Raw genomic sequence first — 18,063 nt, forward strand, 5'->3', positions numbered from 1 at the left:
CCTAGAGATCCTGCTCGTTGACGATCGCCGGCGCCGGAGCGCAGTGACCTCACTTCACCGGCTGAAAGTCGCCGGGCTTCCAGCTGTAGTTGATGGCCGGTTCCTCGGGCCCATAAAGCCTCAAGATGGCGAAGAATCCGCGTCCCGGGGCCGTTGCGAGCCAGTTGGCTTCCTTGCCGGCGGGCGGCTTCGGACCGATGTAGAGATCGGTCGTCCCGTCGGCGTTCTGCACCGGCTTGTCGCGCGATCCGAGCGAGGGGAAGCGACGCGCGTCGGTTGCCAGCCCCGAAGCGTTTTCAGCCTCGTAGAGCGTCAGCGACCAGAACAGCTTGGCCGGGACATTGGGCGGCAGCGTCATCTTGTAGGAGACGTCGCCCGAAAGCGGCTTGGCATCGGCGTCGTTGAACGCGATTTCGTACGCCGCGCCCTTACCAGGCGACAACGACACCATTCCCGGGCTGAGCGAGTAATAGTCGGTGAACATCCAGATGCGCGGTTCGATCTCGGTGAAGCCCGCCTTTTTGTTGCGCCAGCTCAGATCAATCGTCTTATCGGTGCCGGGCTCGCTGACATTGTTGATCGGGTTGACCCATTGGCGGTCTTTCCAGACCCTGAGGTCGCGGCCGCCGATCTCGGACATTCGACCGATCACACGGCTCGTCTTGTAGGCCGTCTTCGCGGCCGCATTCAGCATCGCCCGCGTTTCCGCGTCGGGCTCGAACGGGCGACCGGCGACGAGGCCGACATTGGCGAGAAGGCCCAGACCGTCGGCGCTCGCCAGGTTCTCCCCTTCGCGGTCCACGATCCATTTGAGCTGGTCGAATGCGCTCGCATCGGAGCGCGGCAGCATGTTCGCATCGACGCCCGAGGCATTCGGGAATTTCATCGGTTTATGTTCGGCCTCGGGAAGGTTGAGCGGATAGATCTTCGCTTGCTCCATCAGCGAGACCGCGGGCGTGAGGTCCTTGGGGTCCTGATAGAAGGCGCGGAGGAAGACGAAGATGTTGTTCGTGGCGGAGCGGTAGACATAGTATCCTTGCGGGACATCGCCGCTATAGCCCGGCGGGAGCACGAGGAACTTGCCGCCCTTCCCCGCGTCCGGTCCGGGCAGCCCCACATCGCCGAAGAACTTGCCGCCGTCGACCGGGATCGGCCGCTGCCAGAAATCGAGCAGAATGCCTTGGAGATTGGGCGGCGCCTCGAACACGATCGGCCCCGTCTCGCCCATGTCCACATAGCTCATGGCGTAGAGCACATCGGAGTTGGGTGTCTGACCTGAGCCCCTGAACTTCCTCCAAAAATGGGTAGAATCCGTCCACCTTGAGGGAGACGGAGATGAAGCAGTCGAGGTTCACGGAAGAGCGGATCATTGCGGTGCTGCGGGAGCACGAGGCAGGATCGAAGACCGGTGATGTTTGCCGGAAGCACGGGATCAGTAGCGCGACGTTCTACAAGTGGAAGGCCAAGTATGGTGGCCTGGACGTATCCGAAGCTCGGCGCCTCAAGGTCCTTGCCGACGAGAATGCGAAGCTGAAGAAGCTGTTGGCCGAGTCGATGCTCGACAACGCCATGCTAAAGGACCTCAATTCAAAAAAATGGTGACGCCCGTTGCAAGGCGGCAGGCTGTGGCTCACCTTTGTTCGAGTTTTGAGGTCAGTCAGCGGCGGGCGTGTGAAGTGATTGGGGCTGATCGGTCCTCGGTGCGTTATCTCAGCCTTCGGCCTGACGATGCGACCATTCGCGTCCGGCTGCGCGAGTTGGCGTCGGTGCGCCGGCGCTTTGGCTATCGCCGTCTGCTTCTCATGATCCGCAGTGAAGGCGTGCTTATCAACCACAAGAAGCTGAGGCGGCTGTATGCCGAGGAGCGGCTGCAGGTTCGCCGGCGAGGTGGACGCAAAAGAGCTCTCGGAACACGGGTTCCGATGGCGTTGCCGCAGGGACCGAACCAGCGTTGGTCACTGGATTTCGTCAGCGACACGCTGACCGACAGCCGACGCTTCCGTATCCTGGCTGTCGTTGATGACTTCACCCGTGAATGCATCGTATTGGTGGCCGACACGTCGTTGTCGGGGATCCGGGTTGGTCGTGAGCTCGATGCCGCGATCGCCCGACGAGGCCGCCCAATGATGATCGTCAGCGACAACGGGACCGAGCTCACCAGCATGGCCATCCTGCGTTGGTCGCAGCTCACCCGGATCGAGTGGCACTACATCGCGCCGGGCAAGCCGCAGCAGAATGCCTTCGTGGAAAGCTTCGATGGAAGACTGCGCGACGAGTTGTTGAACGAGACGTTGTTCTCGTCACTCGATCATGCTCGGAAGCTGCTCGCCGAATGGCAGGACGATTACAACACCGTTCGTCCGCACAGCGGGATCGGCAACCTGCCGCCATCAATCTACGCCAGGCTAACAGCGTCCGACATGCAACGGGACGGGACGCTGCGCTGTGTCGAGGGCTCCGCGCCCCGTCCCGTTGCATCACCTAGCCACACAGGCTCAAATGACCAAAGGATTCTGCCCATCGCTGGATGACCTTTGGGGCTCAGGTCAAGACCACTCGATAATTCCTTCGAGCATGTCTCCCAACGATTTGATTGCCGCGAATTCGGTTTCGAGATCCAAGAGACCACTCTCAAGAATCCTCATGTCAACATCTAACTCCCTGTATTTTTCTGCGAAGCAGACCACTCGTCTAAGCTGCCTACGGATTTTTCGATAACGGGTCACCGAGAGACTCCCGTCCGGCACCTTTCCCAACGACATCCACATCTGATGTAGCGACTTACGCAACTCCAACGACCGCTCCCCTAGATAAAATAGCGTTTTCCGATCTTTTAGAAAGAAGGTTCTCTCGAATTCGGCTTCGGCCTTCCTCAGGGTTTTTTGCAGTTCAGATCTTCTCGACGTTGCCTTCTGTTTCACTTTCGAACTCCATGTAGTGGTCTAACGCCTACACTTTACAAGTTCGATTATCGGCGACTCTTATAGAAGCAGTTGCGATTGATACCGGTCACGATCCCTCCGCATCTCCGCGAAGGAGTCAGTTGGCGACTGATAAGAAAATTCTGAAAAATCTTATCAGTCAGCGAATTGCGAGATTTTCCCTTGCGCACAGAGTCAGATTCTCTAGAATCTAGCTGCAACTGGTTTTGAGTGAGATGGCTGGCAAGCAAGCGAAGACGCTTTCGATTGACCATATCGACGATCTCTTGTTTTTCGCCGAGTGCTCTCGCCACCCACTTCGCAACCGTCTAATCGTCCTACTCTCGGTCAAGGCAGGTCTTCGCGCCGCCGAGATCGCCAAATTGACATGGGCGATGCTGCTCGATCCGAGCGGCGAGGTCGGTAGCACGCTTGAAGTTCGCGACGAGATCGCCAAAAAGCGCGGCGGTCGCTTAATTCCGATTCATCCTGAGCTACGACAGGCCCTCGTCGAGGCGCGTCAGCTATGTAACGCGCATGGCCCCCTCATTCGATCCGAGCGGGGCGGCGCGATGACACCGATGAGCATCGTTGTCTGGTTCAGCCGCGCTTACGACGAACTCGGGTTCGAAGGATGCTCGTCGCACTCGGGGCGTCGAACTTTCATTACGCGAGCGGCTCGCTCGGTTCACAAAGCAGGCGGCTCGCTACGGGACGTTCAACTGCTGGCTGGCCATCGGTCCATCCAGACCACACAGCGCTACATCGACGGCGATAGCGATGCCCAAAGGAGGCTGGTATCCCTCATCTAGCAACCATCGTTTCGGGTCGGCGCTCGGCAAAGGCCCGCTCCGGCACAGCATCGGTCGTCGCCAAGAGAACCATCGATCAGTTGGACCGGGCTGAAAGCCTGATCCGGACTGTTTGCGCGGTCGCCGGATCGATGTCATTCCTCGACGAGATCGATGACGAGGTTCGGGACGCGGACTTAATTCGAGCTGTCGCCCTCGCTGACACGCAGCCGATTTTTGATTGGCTCGTTACGACCTTTAGCTTCCAAGGCATCTCGGACCGCGTCGCGCGCGGTTACATCCACAAGCATGGCACTGCGTCCTGGTCGGCGATAAAGGCGAGCGAGAAGAATGCGCTCTTTTGCCCCAAGCTGCGCAGCTACTGGCATTTCGAGGGCTGCCGATACGACAAGACCAGCTTCACTTGCGCGGAGCCCGACCACATCGATGCGTGCCCCCTGCCCCGGCCGCGCCTGCGCAACGGCCGACTGAATCAGACCGCATACTCACTCTTCTTGTTCGTCCGCGACCTCGCCGACGGCGACCTCGTTGGTTGGATCGACCATCAACTGGAAAGCGCGAAAGGCGCTACCACGGCCGAATTGGAGGCAGCGCAGCAGGAAGCCTTGATTGGCCCCCTTCGAAACGTCTACGGCGTATCCGACAAAATACTCATGATGACGCTTTCGACGCTGCTGATCGGCGCACGCGAGCACCAGCCGACCTGGCTCGAAACCGGTACCGCGATGATCGCGGTAGACACGCTGGTTCATAACTTTCTTCATCGCACTGGCATTTTACAGGATTGCGGTAGCTCTCACGCTTATGGCGCCGCCTGTTACGGCCCGGGTAGCTGTGCCGAGATCATCAGGACCGTGGCTAACCGCATCGATGCGCGCGCATTGAATCCCGCATTCCCTCAGAGGTTCGCGCGATTTGTGCAGAACGCCATCTGGCGGTTTTGCGCAGGCGACTGCCTTAACCTGTGCAATGGTAACCGAATTGACGACCGTAAAGCCTGCCAAATCGGCTATTGCCATCTACACCAAAGGTGCGGCCGAATACCGTTAAAAACCGCAAAAATATATGTAAAAACAGTGACTTAGTTCGCATTCTTGCTGCAGAATTCGCTTGAGGCTGCAGCACGGTTCGCCTATACTCGCTCTACAAGGTCTAATAACGACTTTGCAATTTATAGTGGAGATACACCCGTGATTTGTTTGCCTCGGCGGCCGTCTGGCCCGCCACCGTGGCCAAGCCACAACATCACTAGAACTGCATACAGCGGGGCCCTTTCGGGCCCCGTATGCTTTTGAGGAGGAGAAAGATGGGAAAGCAGCCAGAGAAGAAGACGGCCAACGCTTCAGACAAGCTGTTTGTCTTCGGCCTTGATGAGGACGGAAAGCCGCGCGGCGCTCGGTTTCCAGAGTTCAACGAGAAAGTCGTCAGCGCCGCGGCCCAAATGAAGCTGGCGTTCGTGCATCCGGCCTCGCCAGCAGCCACCGAGATCGGCATGCTGCCCGTGGGGAGGCTATACGCAAGCGGTAAGGCATTCGTGCCCCCGATCCGGCGAGACCTCCTGGCCAAGCTCAAAGCAGCGCTCGATGTGCCTGGCGACGCCAGCCAGGTTAACCAGCCCGCGCCAGCGCCCGAAAACGCAAAGGCGAGCGGCGTTGTTGCTGCTGGCTTGCCGCGCACCTGGGAGAGCATCGCTGTCGGCCAGTTGGTGCTCGTCGAGGACGACGACCCCGGGTTTGGCTGGTGGCCTTGCCTTGTAACCAAGCGCGAAGATCAGGTGTTGACCCTTCAGCTTCGCGACTACCCGGACAAGGGCACTTACGTCCGGCATATCGCCCAGGTGGGGCTCGTAAATCCCGGTCCCGAATAATCTGCAGACCAGCCTTCAAGCCCGGACCACGGCCCGGGCTTTTGCAATCTGACCAGCCTGCCCGAGCTGGCGCGAGCCAGGGCCCAATCAACACACATCATGGAGAACAGCCATGTCCCTGCACACGGACACGGACCGCATACGCATGCTCAACGACGAACTTCGGAAGCACCTTCTCGGCGGCGGCGCCGTCATCACGGCAAGCATCGCCGAACTAGGCCCCGAGGCCGTCGCACGCTTGGTCAAGACCATCGCCGTTTTTGACGACTTTTGCCACGCCAACGACCCTCACGAGGAGCACGACTTTGGCGTCTTTGATTTTGACGGCACCGCGGTGATGTTCAAAATTGACTACTTTGATAAGTCTCTCAACTTTCGCTCGCCCAATCCGGCAGACCCCGACGTTACCGAGCGGATCATCACCATCATGAGGGCGGACGAGTACTAGGACTTTCGGGGGCGCCCCACCTTCGATTTCCTCGGGGCCGCAGGCGCTGCCTCGAAGAGGGCTCCAGGCTTGATCCTTAGCGCGACCGATATGTGCCAAAGGGTGACGGCCGTAGGATTCCGGCGGCCTGCCTCCAATCCGCTCAGATAGCTCTGCTCGACGCCGATCTTTGCAGCGAAAGCCTCTTGGGAGAGCTTCGCTGCAATCCGCCTCGCGCGCACGTTTTCTCCAATCAGGCGCCTCACATCCATGACGCCATGCGAGGGATTTTCGTTCGCCGAATCTATACACTTAAGTATATAATTATTCTGAGATCGAAAGAGGATGCCAATGACTGAAGAACTCTCTGCACCACCGCCGCTGCCGGATACCGGAGTCGCAAACACGCCTGCATCAAACGAGTGGTACTACGTCGCGAACGGCGCTCGGCAAGGCCCGATGACCGCTCAGACCATCAGGGACCTACTGACCAAAAAGCAGATCGAGACGAGCACCCAGGTCTGGCGAAAGGGAATGCCGGAATGGGAGCTACTCCGAGAAAGCGACCTTCGTGATCTGGTGGCAGCCGAGCCTCCTCCAGTTTCGTCGAGGCATGGCAACGGTTACGTCTGGACACTCGCCCTCTTGCCACTCGTTATCGGGGTGATCGAGGCCGTGGTGAGCGCCAGCAACCAGGACGCCGCAGTCCGCTCTCTAGCACTTGGGATTCCGTATCATCCAAGCAGAGGACTGCCGTTCCAAGTGCCCCTGGTCGTCAACGCTCTTTTGGGCTGGCTCGATGACCGCAGGCTCCAGCAAGCTGGCTATGGCTCTCGCACAACACGGGTCACAGCCGTGCTGCTCGCACCGGTCTACCTATTCCTGAGAGCGAAACGCCTGAAGCAGCGTCCTTACTACGCGGTCGCGTGGATCATCAGCATGATTGCGGGATTCCTCATCTACGCATCCGTTGAAGGATAACGGGGGCCTCATCTGCTCCGGCATCCGCCCGATACGCAACTCACACCAGAGATCACAAATGATGAAATGGATTGCTTTCCTCGCAACGTTCGTGTGCTCATCGGCCTTTGCACAGACACCGCCACCCTCGCCCGACCCCATGGCGGTGATCCGTGCTCAAATCATGCAGCACTGGTTTCCCTCTCCGCAGGTCAAACTCGACTTTGCTGTCAGTTTTGACCTAGATCGAGACGGTAAGATTATCGGTCAACCGGTGGTCGCCGCGAAAAGCTTTGATCAAGGAAACTCCGCTGAGGGCTTGAAATTTGCTGTCTGGGGCGCGCAGCCGTTCCTTTTACTTCGCCCGGAGGACTACGAAAGCTGGAAGCACGTTACGACCAGCTTCACTGGGGCGGATAAACCGTCAACGAACATTTATGCATTTACAAAAAGAGATATTTTGGGAGTCGAGACCGGCATGACGGAGGCTGCGGCGAAGGCCGCGATGGCGAAAACAGGATGCAGTGTATCGTCACCTAAGCCAATGGTCTTGGAGTGCACGAACAACAAGGGAAGTAAGCTTGCCGCCCGGTTGACCGAGAACATGTCACCCAACGTGGTGACGGCCATATCCTACGTCTTTCAATCTGGCGCACCAGCCCAAGAAATCGTTGGTGCAGTCTCCGCACAATTTCACACCCGGCCATTCAATCAAGTTTGGCACCTCAGCGACTCTTCAACGATGGAGTTTGGTTCATATTTTAGCGAATCGCGATCCGCACAATCCCCCATTCCGTCATGGGTGCTCATTGTCAACGAGCCACAACTCTTGGACAGAGATCAAGACGCTCTCGCGGATAAGCAACGGGCCGCTGTTCCAACGCCGAAATTCTAATCCAGCGTTTGCTTGCAAAATCGAGAAAACGGACATGAATTATCTTGTCTTTGTATTCGTCACGCTGATTTCCAAGGCGGCATTGGCCGACCCGCCGGAAGTCAAGATACTGTGGAACGGCGACTACCCGCACACTTCGAACAAGCACTGGTCCAAGGACAACCCCTATGATTCCGGCTTCTCAAAGAACCGACTACGGAGAAAGACATGATGGAAGCCATCAACGCTGCGATAAGTGAAGAAATTCGGCGAAGGGGTTGAACTCAGATGACCACCGCTATTCATTGAAGATCATCTTGAGTATTTAATGGGCCAGAAATCGGAACCGCCAGGGTTCGACCAAGTCTATGTCCTCGGTGGTCGAGACCGAGGACATCCACGGGGCGCTCGATTTAGTGTCCTCAAAGACAGCATCGTCTCCGCGGCAATGGACATGAATTGCCGAATTTTGATCAGACAGCCTGCCGAGGTGAGCGCGCTGGCCAGAAAGCTGCCGCTGGGGTACGTGATCGGCACCGGGAAAATTGTCAGGTTGTTGCTCCCGAGAATTGGAGACGATCTTTACAGACAGATTTTGGAGGCTTCGCGTGTTGCCATCATTCATGAAGAAACCAGGATCGCCGGTGCCATCTCGATGACCGTGCATTGAGTTTTTTCGACCAGCAATTCGCGAGAAACATGACTTGGGAGCCCCCCAGTAGCTACGACCGATTGCTAATGTTGAGACAGGTATTAGCAGGGGGGGACGTGCGGTGCCTTCGGCCGTTTTGCCTGACGCAGACCACAAGCAGAAGAGTCGCCGGATACGCGCCCAGGAATGCATTTACTTCCAGGATGTCCCAGGCACCAAGTCCCGGCAATTCACGCGACGGCACGATGGGTTCGCCGGATGTGCGAGGACCGCAGTACAGCTTAAAAGGAAGCGGAGGCGGTCGCTTCGCGATTGTCCCGGCGCGATTGAGACAACTGTGATGCATACCTGAAGAAGTAAGAACCGGTGCGAAGTCCGAACGCTCCGCACCGGTAATCAACGCCGAGACTATAGCGGCGTTGTCGCTTCAGATGGAACACTACACCAGATATTTGTCCACAAAGTCGGTCTTATTCCCAGCATCATCGACGTAGTCGATGCGCTTGTCTGATCTATCGAATTGACAGAAGCCATCTTCTTTCCCGCGGTACTCCAGCAATCCTAGCGCGTGCATCCCGAAAAGACGAAGAACGTAGTCGGTCACCTCGTTGATCGTTTCGCCGTTGGCATAGAGAAGCTCCGAAAAGTCATCGGCAAGTGTCGAGATCACTATCGGAGGCTCGATACGTTCGAGTTTGCCCGGAACTCCATGCCCCTTCACGCCGACGTTGTTTTCCAACTGGCGGGACGGGCGCCAGCACCGAACCTTGCGCCCGCCGAACTTTTCAGCTCGTGCGATATTACGACGTGCCAGACACGTCATGATCAGGTGCATTCTATGAAATCGCGGCAGATCCTCGAACTCAGGGTCGTGCCTCAAGAGGCTAACATCGAGAATAGTTGCGATCTCAGCAACGATGGCGTCAATTCTGACTTTCATTTGGCGTCTCCTTGTTGGCCGCAACGTCGCGGCTGGACAAGAAGCATTTACAAGTTTGCCAGAACCCCACTCCCGCTGCTCGGTCTTATCGCGAGCAACAGACTCCCCCAACCTTCCGATGGGCCTCGAAACCCAACAACAAGAAAAGCCCTACCGTTACCAGCGGGCTCTCATCGTCGCGCCGTCAATGGAAAAACGCGCCACCCTCGGGTACGTACTAGTCGAACGCTTCCAATGTTCGAATCATATGGGACCTCCAAAAACAGCTGGAATATTCGGCCAAATTGGTAGTCTGCATATGATCAGTTTCATGGAATCCGTCGTCTAGGGTCTCTCGCTGCCCAAAAGCCAGCCTGATAGTGTGGCTCATCGTCAGCAAGTCGATCAACTAAGAAATAGTTCTCGCAAGGCTATCGTCCAGGTGACCGACGAGAACGGAGGCATTATCGACCTCCTAGCCGATAGAAACGATTGGCGTGATATCGGCGATAGCTATGACGAATCCTGACGCGTCCAAGCCGCTGAGAAAAACGCAGGTCTTTTCACTATCGAGACTGGCTGTAGTTATGTTTTCCTGTCTGAGCGACGGGCACGTCATAAGTGGCATTGCCACGTAGGAATTCTTTACAACCTTGGAAACTGACAATGCTCTCTTGCCGTCATTAGCGGCTGCCTAGAATTAGTGCGCTTTGTGGTCATGCTGGAGCTCCTCTGGTTAGCTTTACATGTTCTACACTGCACTTCCCTCGGCCCTGATCACTCCTTCTGAGACGGCAATGAGAGAGGGAGCGCGATTTTCAGTCAAGGACTCGTCTTCGACCAATATTTTAGGCGTCCTCATCAGCGGCCGTTGCGGACCAGTCTGTGACTGAGGCCCGCTGGCAGTCCCGGACAAAACTCGAAACTTGTAAACCTGAGAAGTTTGTAGCGAAACCGGCCGCCAAGGTCGGTTTGACGCCATTCAGAACGCAACAGCTTGCACAGGTGCTAACAATGAAATTCGACTTCCGCGACGCCGCGCTGAAGGTTGACGAGGACGTTTTTCCTGCGAGGTTTGAAAGCTTCAGACAGGCTAGGACAGCGCGCCAACGGCTCGAGACGGCCCTGGAGCAAGCCGGAGAAAGCGGTCAACGACTAGCTCGCCGCTTAGCGAACTGCGGCTTAAGACCGTGCCGGTCGGCGGCATGTCCAACGTGCCGCCGCCATTTCCGTCTCTGGTGGGGTTCGGAAATCAGCAAGTACGTGGCGATTGATCCAGACTACTGGTTTACGGTGAGCATCGTCCCACAAGATCTGTTCTTCGCCATCGGAGAGCTAAATCGGTTCAAGTGGGATCATATCAAGGATCGCCTCCGGAAGCAGATTGCGCGAAGCTTCGCCGGCGACGTGATCGCGGTGGGCGCTTTTGACTACGCGCTTCAAATGTTTGACGATGGCCGCCATCCCAAATGGCGACCCCACATCTACTTGCTGTTCCAAGGTGGCGCGAAAAGCCAGATCGAACGCAGCCTTGGTAGGTTTTATCCAAAGGACGACGACACGCCGAAGCCCATCGTCGTCACTCCTCAACGGGCAAGCGATGAGGATCGGATCAAAACAGCCACGTACAGCTTCAAGTCGGACTTCTATCGGAGGCTCCCTACAATAGACCACCGGGGCAATGCCGACACAGAAAAAAGACCACTAGAGCCGGCGCATGAAGCTGAGCTAGCGCTAGTCTTGCATCGACAAGGTTATTTAGGTCGCATAATACGCTATGGCCGCGGTGATGCCTTTCCGCTGCTTACGACGAGGTGAATTATGGCGTGCCAGATTTTGTCGAAGATGATGCAAGGCAACAAGGCAGGCGGACTGGTCTTGGGCACGTAGGCACGAAATATGAATTTCAGTTGAGCTGTGTGGTCCAATCTAGCCGACATGACCTAGCGTTCTCGTCGTCGTTTAGTTATGGACCACACAGGAATTGACTGGCCTTAGTGCGGTGAAAGTTCAACGGTTCGCTTTAAGCGAAACCATTTGTTACTTCAGTCGCCCCAATCAGCCTCGGATTCGACCGCCGCCAACGCATGCGCGACCTTCAGCCTTACGATTTTCTCCACCGCAAACGCCGTCACGGTGCCAGCAGTTTTCCACACATAGCCGGTCATTGTTATTTTGGTACCGCTGAATTGATCTAGCTTGGCTCGCAATGCAGCCGGCAGGCCAAATTGAATCGGCGTATCTAGGTCAACAATCTCGGTATTAGCGTCGCCAGGTCGTTCTTCACTTTCTTTGCCCGCTTCGATGGCCTTGGGCCACTCATCGATATCCTCAGCGCCGCCGGCGGGTGCGCGCCCTTTCTTACGGGGCTGCGCCTGCGCCGCGAGCCTTGCAAGTTTCTCGATTCCACCGTGCTCGGCGACGGCTTCAGAAATTTTGTCGAGCGAAACATTGAGTCCCTCCACCAGATATCGCAAGGCTCGGGCTCTTTTTGATGCCATCTTCCTGGCCGGCTCTGTCTCCGCCGCACAGACAAAGATCAACGCGGCATAAACAACGTCTCTCGCGCCCATTTCTTTCCGAAACCGCGCTTTGAGGTCATCATCTGCCTCGATCGTAAGGGCAATTCGCATTGCCTCGCCCATCACCTTATATTCGGCGACCCGGTACCCTTCGGCCAACCTTAGGTGTTCATCTTTCGCGCGGTTCAGTTCGATCATGAGATGGTCAAACAAGCATGCCGCTGTTGTTGATTGTTGCGCCGCGTTCGACTCGCCAAAGTTGACTTCAGCCATTTTTGGTACCCCCAAAAGCGGGAGTACTACCGAACCAGCGCGCCTCTTCTTCGAGCGAGATCAAGGTGCGTCGTCCGACTTTTCTCGGGCGGAGACGACCTTCCTTGATCTCATTGTAGGCGGTGGTCCTTCCAATTCCGTTGCGAAAACAGAATTCCTCCAGACTAAAGCAGTTTCGTTCCGGGTATTCCGACTTGCTCATGGACATAGTCTCCACACCGCTCGATCGAGCGGGAAAGATCAGTTTCGGATGAATCTGAAATTTGAGTGGGCTCAACGGTCGACCGCTAGCCGCAGGCCCAATGCCTGCCGCGTCAGGTTCGAAGCACCATTCGAAACATCAGTCTTCGGTGAATCTGAAATTCGTGGATTCAACGGTCGGCCGCGAGTTGCAGGTCTATCGCCTGCCGCGTCGAGCCGCGAAGTACCATTCAGTACGTCTTCGCGGGCGCTCGTTGTCTGCTGGGCGGAGCATGGCAGTTCGCCGGCAGAGACTCTAGCCACCTGTCCACTACGTGGCTGAGTCCAGGATCAGAGATTTAGCGCCAAATAACTTGAGCGCCAGCGGTGATCCGTGAGCGGCATGTTAGTCGAAGGCGGAGGTTTTGCAAACTAAATTAGGACGGTCGCCGCTCGACCCAAAACGCATGATCTACATGGGGGCACGGAGGTTTCGAAACGCCCTCCAGACGAAAAAGTGCGGATGGGACTTGGAAGTCCCGGCCAGCTCTTTTTATTCATTATCGTTCGCGAGGGGTCGCACACGACCGCTGGCTGGCGGCCACACGAAATTGGGAAAGAGCAGACAGGACGAAAGAGTCTAGTTTGCCGACAGTTCTGAGTTGAAGAAGAGTTGAAGAAGGCCAAAAAGCCGTCGAGTGCTTACTCGCTAAGCCATTGATTCTATTGGCGCTCCCTAGGGGAAGGAGCGGGCCGCTCAGGAAGGCACTGAAAACAAACACAAATCAGATTTGCTGCGAGGCGATTGCTACCACCGACTGCTACTACCTTCAAGCCTTGGTTCAGCGCGACCTTCGCCCGTCTGTGTTCAACGCCGTGTCGGCGTCACTTGTAGCAGCGCGTCTGATCGCCTCTTCCACCATCGCCTCATGCTTCGGCTCAATCCATTCTTTCGTATGCTTTAATCTCAGTGTGGAGGGCTGACCTAAAGGCAGCATCGAATAGGCCCCTATACTGGATTGCATTGACGTTGGAAATGTGGGCTGTATCGCGGAAATTGGCCTCCCCGTTCCTGACGAGATAACATCGGTTTTGCTCGCACACCACCGACTGCGGATCCACCATAACTAGTCGCGGATTGTCCCTGTGCTTGTCGAGGTTTTGAGCGATTTCGGCGCGGAGGCTGTTCATCGTCAGATCAGGAGCGGCGTCCACGCTCCATTCACCGATGGCTCCGCCCGCGCGGACCTGTTTCTCGATCCATCGCTGTGGCAGGTCGAAGCCAATATTGAGCAGCGGCATGATCAGCACGACGGTTTTGCCAGAGGAAAGCAGTCGGTCAGCCAGCGAGGAAACATCGAGAGCATTTCCCCAATTACCTCCAAGGACAACGATGCTTGGCTCAGTGTGGTTCAGCACGAAGTCCAGCGTACTGCGGTTAAAATCTCGGCACGGCTGCTGATCTGCGGAGTTTCTAACAGGATCGTCAAGGAACGGCCTGCACGCGCTCTGGGTTGCGATCAATCCATGAATTCCGTTACCAAGCGCAGCCGAAGAAATTGGCTCAAGGTACTGGTTGGCAAACGAATCTCCCCACAGCATTGCGGAAGGCTTCCCCGCTGTCTCTTCAGCGCCGAAATTGCAATAAGTCCCCGTTGCGTTCTTGGTGGAGTTCGAGTTCCTGAAACACTCGTCTCGTGGCGTGTTGGTCCTTCTTGCCAATTCAGCCGGCAATAAGTAGTCCGGCAGTCTGTTTGGGAAACCACCGTTCAAAGAAGCCACAGCGACGAAGCTGAGTAACAACGCGAATGTTGCGCTGGACGTAGTCAGCAGCCTTCGCAGCGTCCAGAAGTCCCGTCGCACTCTGATTGGTTGCTCAACGTAACGATAGGAGACCACGCTGAGCGCGAGCGACGCCAGCACCATCAGTATCTTTTGCGTGGCATTCACACCATATCCGCGCAAGGACAACCAACTCAGTGCGAAGACCCAAATCGGCCAGTGCCAAAGGTAAATTGAGTAGGACCAGTCGCCTAGGCGCTGAATTGCAGACATCCCGAGCAAGCTTGCTTCCCCGATCCACTGTCGCGCCCCTACTATCATAGCTGCGCCGAGGACCGGTAGAATCGTGAGCACACTTGGCCATCGCGCTTCGGGCAGAGGGTAGATCACGCAGCTGGCGACGAGCGTCCAGCCTGCGGCTGCGATGATCCCGTTTTGGAGCCACCGAGGTCTAGTAGCATCTTCGGACCATCGCCTGATCTCTGCGGCAGCGATTAGTCCTCCGGCCAAAGGTTCCCAAGCCCTTGCTCGTAGAGAAAAAAAGGAAGAGCCCATTGCGTCCGCTTGGCTCTGCCACAAACACCACGCCAAGGAGAGGGCGGTGACGGCCAGAAGTGCAATGATCACGGTGCTGATTTTAGACTTCGAGCCGGAAGCGTAACGCCAGATCAGCGATACGACCAAAGGCATCCAGATGTAAAACTGCCACTCGACCGAAAGAGACCAAGTGTGCAAGAGCGGCTTGGTCTGAGCGGCCATCGAGAAATAGCCATTGTCACTATCGAAGGCAAAGTTCGACACGAATGTCAGCGCCGACAAGGCTTGCAGCAGGTGCTTCAGGTATTCACGCGGCAAGGTCACGAACCAGCCAGCAACAATCGATGAAGCGGTCACAACCGCAAGCGCAGGATAGATGCGGCGCATTCGCATCATACTGAAGTGACGGAATGAAAAATGACCCGAAGCGAGTTCGGTTAGCACCTTACCCGTCATCAGGTATCCGGTTATCACCAAGAAGACATCGACGCCGACAAATCCCCCAGCGAATCCCGGCATCTGGAAGTGATAACCAACGACAGCAACGACCGAAAGCGCCCTAAGCGCGTTGATGTCTAGGCGGAAGGCGTTACTACTTGCATTCTCTATTCGAGGCGGCGGTAGGCCAAATCCAAACAACGAACGGCGCCAGTCAACGCGGACGGGCGATGATGCTCCCCGCCGCAACTGCGGCTGAGCACCGTAAGGTAAATAAGACAATCTGAGGCCCCCCGGCCCTGTGCGAATGCGCTGGGAAGCATAAACCGCAGCTTGCAACCTGAACAAGCAGGCCTTTAGCCGGGATGCAATCCGTAAGTGTACGGGCTGGCCGGTCAGGTCGCTAAGTACCCAGCGCAACCTTGGCCGCGTGGGAAGAGCTATGCAAAACCGAATCGCTGCGATTCCGAAACGCGCGTTGGCTCTTTGCGGTGCTTGCGGTGCGCTCCTCGGACCGTTAGGTCCTGTTGGATGGAGCCGCGAACCGATACCATCAACGTTGAAAAGACTTACAAATTTTCACTCGCTCTGCCAGGTCTTGTGTCACGCTCTTGTATTTTTCGAAGGCCTTGGTTCGATGGCGACAATCAAGCCCCGCCCCACCGTCTCCGCTCGCGCGGACATTCGCAGATAGTCACAGTCCTCCCGACAAAAGACCAAGCGAGCCTGCCGCGCTGCGCTAAGCGCCATGCGGGCCGTGCGCCAGAGTTCGTTCGATTGGGCTTCCTGCGCTGGCTTAGGGGCAACGGTGACATGGCCGAGCCGTTTGCTACGGAAGTGATAAAGGCGCTTCCAAACGTCCGGCTGTGAATTTAGGGGCGACCATCGGCGCCTTAACGTTCCGATGCTCTGCTGCACAGTCGCACACCGAGAGGCCCTTGGCCCAACAGCCACCCTCCACTGCATATCCGTAGCGACAAGCTCTCGGCAAAGCTCTTTGTCTCGCAGCGCGTCGATAAGGCGGTCGATTGAGGCATCATCGTCCCGTTCCTTCTGGTTGGTGAAACAGAGAGCGCAGACGCGGATCACGAGCAGATGCAGCAGATCAGATTGGATGATGTTGATGGCCCTTATTTCCGAGCCAGCCAACGCCCCGCGCTCTATTGCATTGTTGATGCCGTGAAAGACACCCAACGTGTTGCCCAGGTTCAGCGCAGCGACGTGCACTGCCTCAGCCTTTAAACGCAGGTTCTCAATTTTCGATCTGACTGCGTCGGTCACTCTGCACACTACCTGTCGACTTTAACGCCGCATCAAATAAATTCCGCCCGCTGCTTTCCTATTGATCGCGTCGCTTCTCGCCCATCACAAGGGCCTGCGAACTACTTTCCTTCACATCTAGTCACACTGAAATCCCGAACGATCTGTGGGCCTCTAGTGAGTAGAACCACAGCGAATCGAGAGGAAGATTCTCGTGATCGAATTGGTTAATCGCGTCGTCAATGGCATTTCGCCTGAATGGAATGTGAATTGAACGGACGCTCCCATTCTGGATTCGAGAGGCGAAAGCGGCAGGCCACAGGCTGCTCAGTTCTAGTGGGCGCATAATCGCATTGTATCCTGTGTAAGCAGCAATAATTGGAATCTTACAGACATCGACAGCGTATCCAATTTCAAAAGGTACCCAATCGGTATCTAACTTGGTCGTTGGCCCAATGATGAGCACCATATTTCGAGAATTGTTTAGGCGCTCCATAAGACTACGCCGCAACGTTTCGCGCTTACTCGAATCTCGAACAGCACCGACTTTCTCGTGACTGTTTATAAAACGGAATTCTATTTTGTCGTGCTCGTGCCAAGCCTTTAGAATTCGATAATACTTAATATCAGAAGCTGTCGGATCGTCCGTGCCCCCGGCGTGAAAGGCTATGTACGTGCCATTTCTGTAGGCCATTTAGCGTCTCTTCCAATCGCGCTGGATTTCTCGAATATCGAGCATTTCGAAACATCCCTCGGGCACGATCACATTGACAATCTTCGGTAACGAATTTTTACGACCGAAGTCTACCAGCGCGAGGACAATCAACCTCAGAAGGTGTTGCGGTTCGATATTAACGCTGGACCGGCCGTTTCCTATCAAGGGCAAAGATAAAGGAGCGCCATTGCCAAAGTGGGTCACTGAGGTAAGAGCGCCGCGCAGCGCATCCCAGAGCATCGGCACGGTCGAGGAGGCTTTCGCCGTCTGCAGGTCAACATGCGACATGGCCACGAGATAAATCTTATGCGGGCCATTTTCGACTACTGCGGTTGTGCCGATTTCGTACTTGAGCTTGGGCTCAAAGGCGCGTTGCGTGTACGCTCCCACGAAATTCGCTAAAGCGGCATCCACGGCTTTGCGAAACCGCTGCGCATCTCCGTTGAAGACACTCTCGATAACTTTGCCATGAAGTGAATCTTTGGAGACCACATGGCCGACCTCGCTGTCGAAGAATTCACCAACACCGACCATCCAATCAGTTCGCTCAGCTAGAAGGTCGCCAAAGCGAACGCTAATCATACTGTCCGTGGTAGGAACCGAAAACGAAACGGACCTTACCTCATAGATGTGGACAACAAACCGCACCAAACAGGCGACGACGACAACAGCCCCGTACCAATGTCCGTTTTGAACTACGGCCCCATCGAAGGTGGGGGAGACTTTCGCCGCAATGCTTGTCACCAACCAGATTGCACCAGCCACACTGAGTGCCTTGGCAAAACCTGCGGTCCACCGTCGTCTGAATCCGACCTTCAGGGATTTGATAATCTCGCTTGCCACAGGCTTTGCTCTCGGGGTTAAGAATCGGATGCGGACGCGCCAAGCATAACAGTGAACGGCCCCCCTTCTTCCTAGAAGTAG

The 18,063-nt window shown here is 56.2% G+C and carries 20 protein-coding genes; 10 read left to right on the forward strand and 10 right to left on the reverse strand.

What is annotated here, in order from left to right; all coding sequences use genetic code 11:
• Positions 1-49 precede the first annotated feature (49 nt).
• A complete protein-coding gene (locus ACPPVR_RS36550; RefSeq protein ID WP_426611338.1) occupies positions 50-1,243 on the reverse strand; it encodes a DUF1214 domain-containing protein in 1,194 nt (397 codons plus the stop codon).
• Positions 1,244-1,335: 92 nt separating this feature from the next.
• On the opposite strand from ACPPVR_RS36550, the gene ACPPVR_RS36555 reads away from it, so the two are divergent.
• Positions 1,336-2,531 (forward strand): IS3 family transposase gene (locus ACPPVR_RS36555; protein WP_426611339.1). Its coding sequence is split into 2 segments (ribosomal slippage): positions 1,336-1,597 and positions 1,597-2,531, totalling 1,197 coding nucleotides; the frame shifts between segments, so codons are not numbered across the junction.
• Positions 2,532-2,546: 15 nt separating this feature from the next.
• Here the strand turns inward: ACPPVR_RS36555 and ACPPVR_RS36560 are convergent.
• A complete protein-coding gene (locus ACPPVR_RS36560) occupies positions 2,547-2,921 on the reverse strand; it encodes a hypothetical protein (protein ID WP_426611340.1) in 375 nt (124 codons plus the stop codon).
• A 236-nt stretch (positions 2,922-3,157) separates the two neighbouring features.
• Between ACPPVR_RS36560 and ACPPVR_RS36565 the strand changes: the two genes are divergently transcribed.
• The 4 genes from ACPPVR_RS36565 (at position 3,158) to ACPPVR_RS36580 (ending at position 6,048) form a co-directional block, all read left to right on the forward strand.
• Positions 3,158-3,733 (forward strand): tyrosine-type recombinase/integrase, encoded by a 576-nt coding sequence (locus tag ACPPVR_RS36565; RefSeq protein ID WP_426611341.1) that lies wholly within the window; start codon positions 3,158-3,160, stop codon positions 3,731-3,733.
• A gap of 80 nt (positions 3,734-3,813) precedes the next feature.
• Positions 3,814-4,818, forward strand: coding sequence for a hypothetical protein (locus ACPPVR_RS36570; RefSeq protein WP_426611342.1), 1,005 nt, complete (start codon positions 3,814-3,816; stop codon positions 4,816-4,818).
• A gap of 221 nt (positions 4,819-5,039) precedes the next feature.
• Positions 5,040-5,600, forward strand: coding sequence for a hypothetical protein (locus ACPPVR_RS36575; protein WP_426611343.1), 561 nt, complete (start codon positions 5,040-5,042; stop codon positions 5,598-5,600).
• A gap of 112 nt (positions 5,601-5,712) precedes the next feature.
• Entirely contained in the window at positions 5,713-6,048 is a 336-nt protein-coding gene (locus tag ACPPVR_RS36580; RefSeq protein ID WP_426611344.1) for a DUF3768 domain-containing protein, read from the forward strand.
• Here ACPPVR_RS36580 and ACPPVR_RS36585 read toward each other — a convergent pair.
• A complete protein-coding gene (locus ACPPVR_RS36585) occupies positions 6,045-6,299 on the reverse strand; it encodes a helix-turn-helix domain-containing protein (RefSeq protein WP_426611345.1) in 255 nt (84 codons plus the stop codon). The genes ACPPVR_RS36580 and ACPPVR_RS36585 overlap by 4 nt on opposite strands.
• Before the next feature lie 79 nt (positions 6,300-6,378).
• Between ACPPVR_RS36585 and ACPPVR_RS36590 the strand changes: the two genes are divergently transcribed.
• The 4 genes from ACPPVR_RS36590 to ACPPVR_RS36605 all read left to right on the forward strand — a co-directional run bounded on the left by ACPPVR_RS36590 (position 6,379) and on the right by ACPPVR_RS36605 (position 8,531).
• On the forward strand, positions 6,379-7,008 hold the full coding sequence (locus tag ACPPVR_RS36590) for a DUF4339 domain-containing protein (RefSeq protein ID WP_426611346.1): 630 nt from the start codon (positions 6,379-6,381) through the stop codon (positions 7,006-7,008).
• Between the two features lie 58 nt (positions 7,009-7,066).
• On the forward strand, positions 7,067-7,882 hold the full coding sequence (locus tag ACPPVR_RS36595; RefSeq protein ID WP_426611347.1) for a hypothetical protein: 816 nt from the start codon (positions 7,067-7,069) through the stop codon (positions 7,880-7,882).
• A gap of 34 nt (positions 7,883-7,916) precedes the next feature.
• The gene (locus tag ACPPVR_RS36600) at positions 7,917-8,093 is read left to right on the forward strand and encodes a hypothetical protein (protein WP_426611348.1); all 177 of its coding nucleotides are present in this window, start codon (positions 7,917-7,919) and stop codon (positions 8,091-8,093) included.
• A 96-nt stretch (positions 8,094-8,189) separates the two neighbouring features.
• Complete coding sequence (locus ACPPVR_RS36605; RefSeq protein ID WP_426611349.1) at positions 8,190-8,531, forward strand: hypothetical protein; 342 nt, start codon at positions 8,190-8,192, stop codon at positions 8,529-8,531.
• A 421-nt stretch (positions 8,532-8,952) separates the two neighbouring features.
• Here ACPPVR_RS36605 and ACPPVR_RS36610 read toward each other — a convergent pair whose 3' ends face one another.
• On the reverse strand, positions 8,953-9,453 hold the full coding sequence (locus ACPPVR_RS36610; RefSeq protein WP_426611350.1) for a hypothetical protein: 501 nt from the start codon (positions 9,451-9,453) through the stop codon (positions 8,953-8,955).
• An 864-nt stretch (positions 9,454-10,317) separates the two neighbouring features.
• On the opposite strand from ACPPVR_RS36610, the gene ACPPVR_RS36615 reads away from it, so the two are divergent.
• A complete protein-coding gene (locus ACPPVR_RS36615; RefSeq protein WP_426611351.1) occupies positions 10,318-11,250 on the forward strand; it encodes a hypothetical protein in 933 nt (310 codons plus the stop codon).
• A gap of 227 nt (positions 11,251-11,477) precedes the next feature.
• Here ACPPVR_RS36615 and ACPPVR_RS36620 read toward each other — a convergent pair whose 3' ends face one another.
• The 6 genes from ACPPVR_RS36620 to ACPPVR_RS36645 all read right to left on the reverse strand — a co-directional run bounded on the left by ACPPVR_RS36620 (position 11,478) and on the right by ACPPVR_RS36645 (position 17,982).
• Complete coding sequence (locus ACPPVR_RS36620; RefSeq protein ID WP_426611352.1) at positions 11,478-12,227, reverse strand: hypothetical protein; 750 nt, start codon at positions 12,225-12,227, stop codon at positions 11,478-11,480.
• Positions 12,220-12,429, reverse strand: coding sequence for a helix-turn-helix domain-containing protein (locus ACPPVR_RS36625; RefSeq protein WP_426611353.1), 210 nt, complete (start codon positions 12,427-12,429; stop codon positions 12,220-12,222). Before ACPPVR_RS36625 ends, ACPPVR_RS36620 begins: the two co-directional genes overlap by 8 nt.
• Positions 12,430-13,346: 917 nt before the next feature.
• Complete coding sequence (locus ACPPVR_RS36630; RefSeq protein WP_426611354.1) at positions 13,347-15,446, reverse strand: acyltransferase family protein; 2,100 nt, start codon at positions 15,444-15,446, stop codon at positions 13,347-13,349.
• Positions 15,447-15,767: 321 nt separating this feature from the next.
• Complete coding sequence (locus ACPPVR_RS36635; RefSeq protein ID WP_426611355.1) at positions 15,768-16,445, reverse strand: hypothetical protein; 678 nt, start codon at positions 16,443-16,445, stop codon at positions 15,768-15,770.
• A gap of 121 nt (positions 16,446-16,566) precedes the next feature.
• Positions 16,567-17,118 carry a TIR domain-containing protein gene (locus ACPPVR_RS36640; RefSeq protein WP_426611356.1) on the reverse strand — a complete coding sequence of 184 codons (552 nt, stop codon included), beginning with the start codon at positions 17,116-17,118 and terminating at the stop codon, positions 16,567-16,569.
• Entirely contained in the window at positions 17,119-17,982 is an 864-nt protein-coding gene (locus ACPPVR_RS36645) for a macro domain-containing protein (RefSeq protein WP_426611357.1), read from the reverse strand.
• Between the last annotated feature and the right edge of the window lie 81 nt (positions 17,983-18,063).

Origin of the sequence: Bradyrhizobium sp. McL0616 (assembly GCF_049993385.1) — a bacterium.
Lineage (GTDB): Bacteria > Pseudomonadota > Alphaproteobacteria > Rhizobiales > Xanthobacteraceae > Bradyrhizobium.

Excerpts from the sequence above, each read along its gene's own strand:
- ACPPVR_RS36550 (WP_426611338.1), bottom strand. The coding sequence starts at position 1,243 with ATGAGCTATGTGGACATGGGCGAGACGGGGCCGATCGTGTTCGAGGCG.
- ACPPVR_RS36565 (WP_426611341.1), top strand. The coding sequence starts at position 3,158 with ATGGCTGGCAAGCAAGCGAAGACGCTTTCGATTGACCATATCGACGAT.
- ACPPVR_RS36575 (WP_426611343.1), top strand. The coding sequence starts at position 5,040 with ATGGGAAAGCAGCCAGAGAAGAAGACGGCCAACGCTTCAGACAAGCTG.
- ACPPVR_RS36580 (WP_426611344.1), top strand. The coding sequence starts at position 5,713 with ATGTCCCTGCACACGGACACGGACCGCATACGCATGCTCAACGACGAA.
- ACPPVR_RS36585 (WP_426611345.1), bottom strand. The coding sequence starts at position 6,299 with ATGGATGTGAGGCGCCTGATTGGAGAAAACGTGCGCGCGAGGCGGATT.
- ACPPVR_RS36590 (WP_426611346.1), top strand. The coding sequence starts at position 6,379 with ATGACTGAAGAACTCTCTGCACCACCGCCGCTGCCGGATACCGGAGTC.
- ACPPVR_RS36595 (WP_426611347.1), top strand. The coding sequence starts at position 7,067 with ATGATGAAATGGATTGCTTTCCTCGCAACGTTCGTGTGCTCATCGGCC.
- ACPPVR_RS36600 (WP_426611348.1), top strand. The coding sequence starts at position 7,917 with ATGAATTATCTTGTCTTTGTATTCGTCACGCTGATTTCCAAGGCGGCA.
- ACPPVR_RS36605 (WP_426611349.1), top strand. The coding sequence starts at position 8,190 with ATGGGCCAGAAATCGGAACCGCCAGGGTTCGACCAAGTCTATGTCCTC.
- ACPPVR_RS36610 (WP_426611350.1), bottom strand. The coding sequence starts at position 9,453 with ATGAAAGTCAGAATTGACGCCATCGTTGCTGAGATCGCAACTATTCTC.
- ACPPVR_RS36620 (WP_426611352.1), bottom strand. The coding sequence starts at position 12,227 with ATGGCTGAAGTCAACTTTGGCGAGTCGAACGCGGCGCAACAATCAACA.
- ACPPVR_RS36625 (WP_426611353.1), bottom strand. The coding sequence starts at position 12,429 with ATGAGCAAGTCGGAATACCCGGAACGAAACTGCTTTAGTCTGGAGGAA.
- ACPPVR_RS36640 (WP_426611356.1), bottom strand. The coding sequence starts at position 17,118 with ATGGCCTACAGAAATGGCACGTACATAGCCTTTCACGCCGGGGGCACG.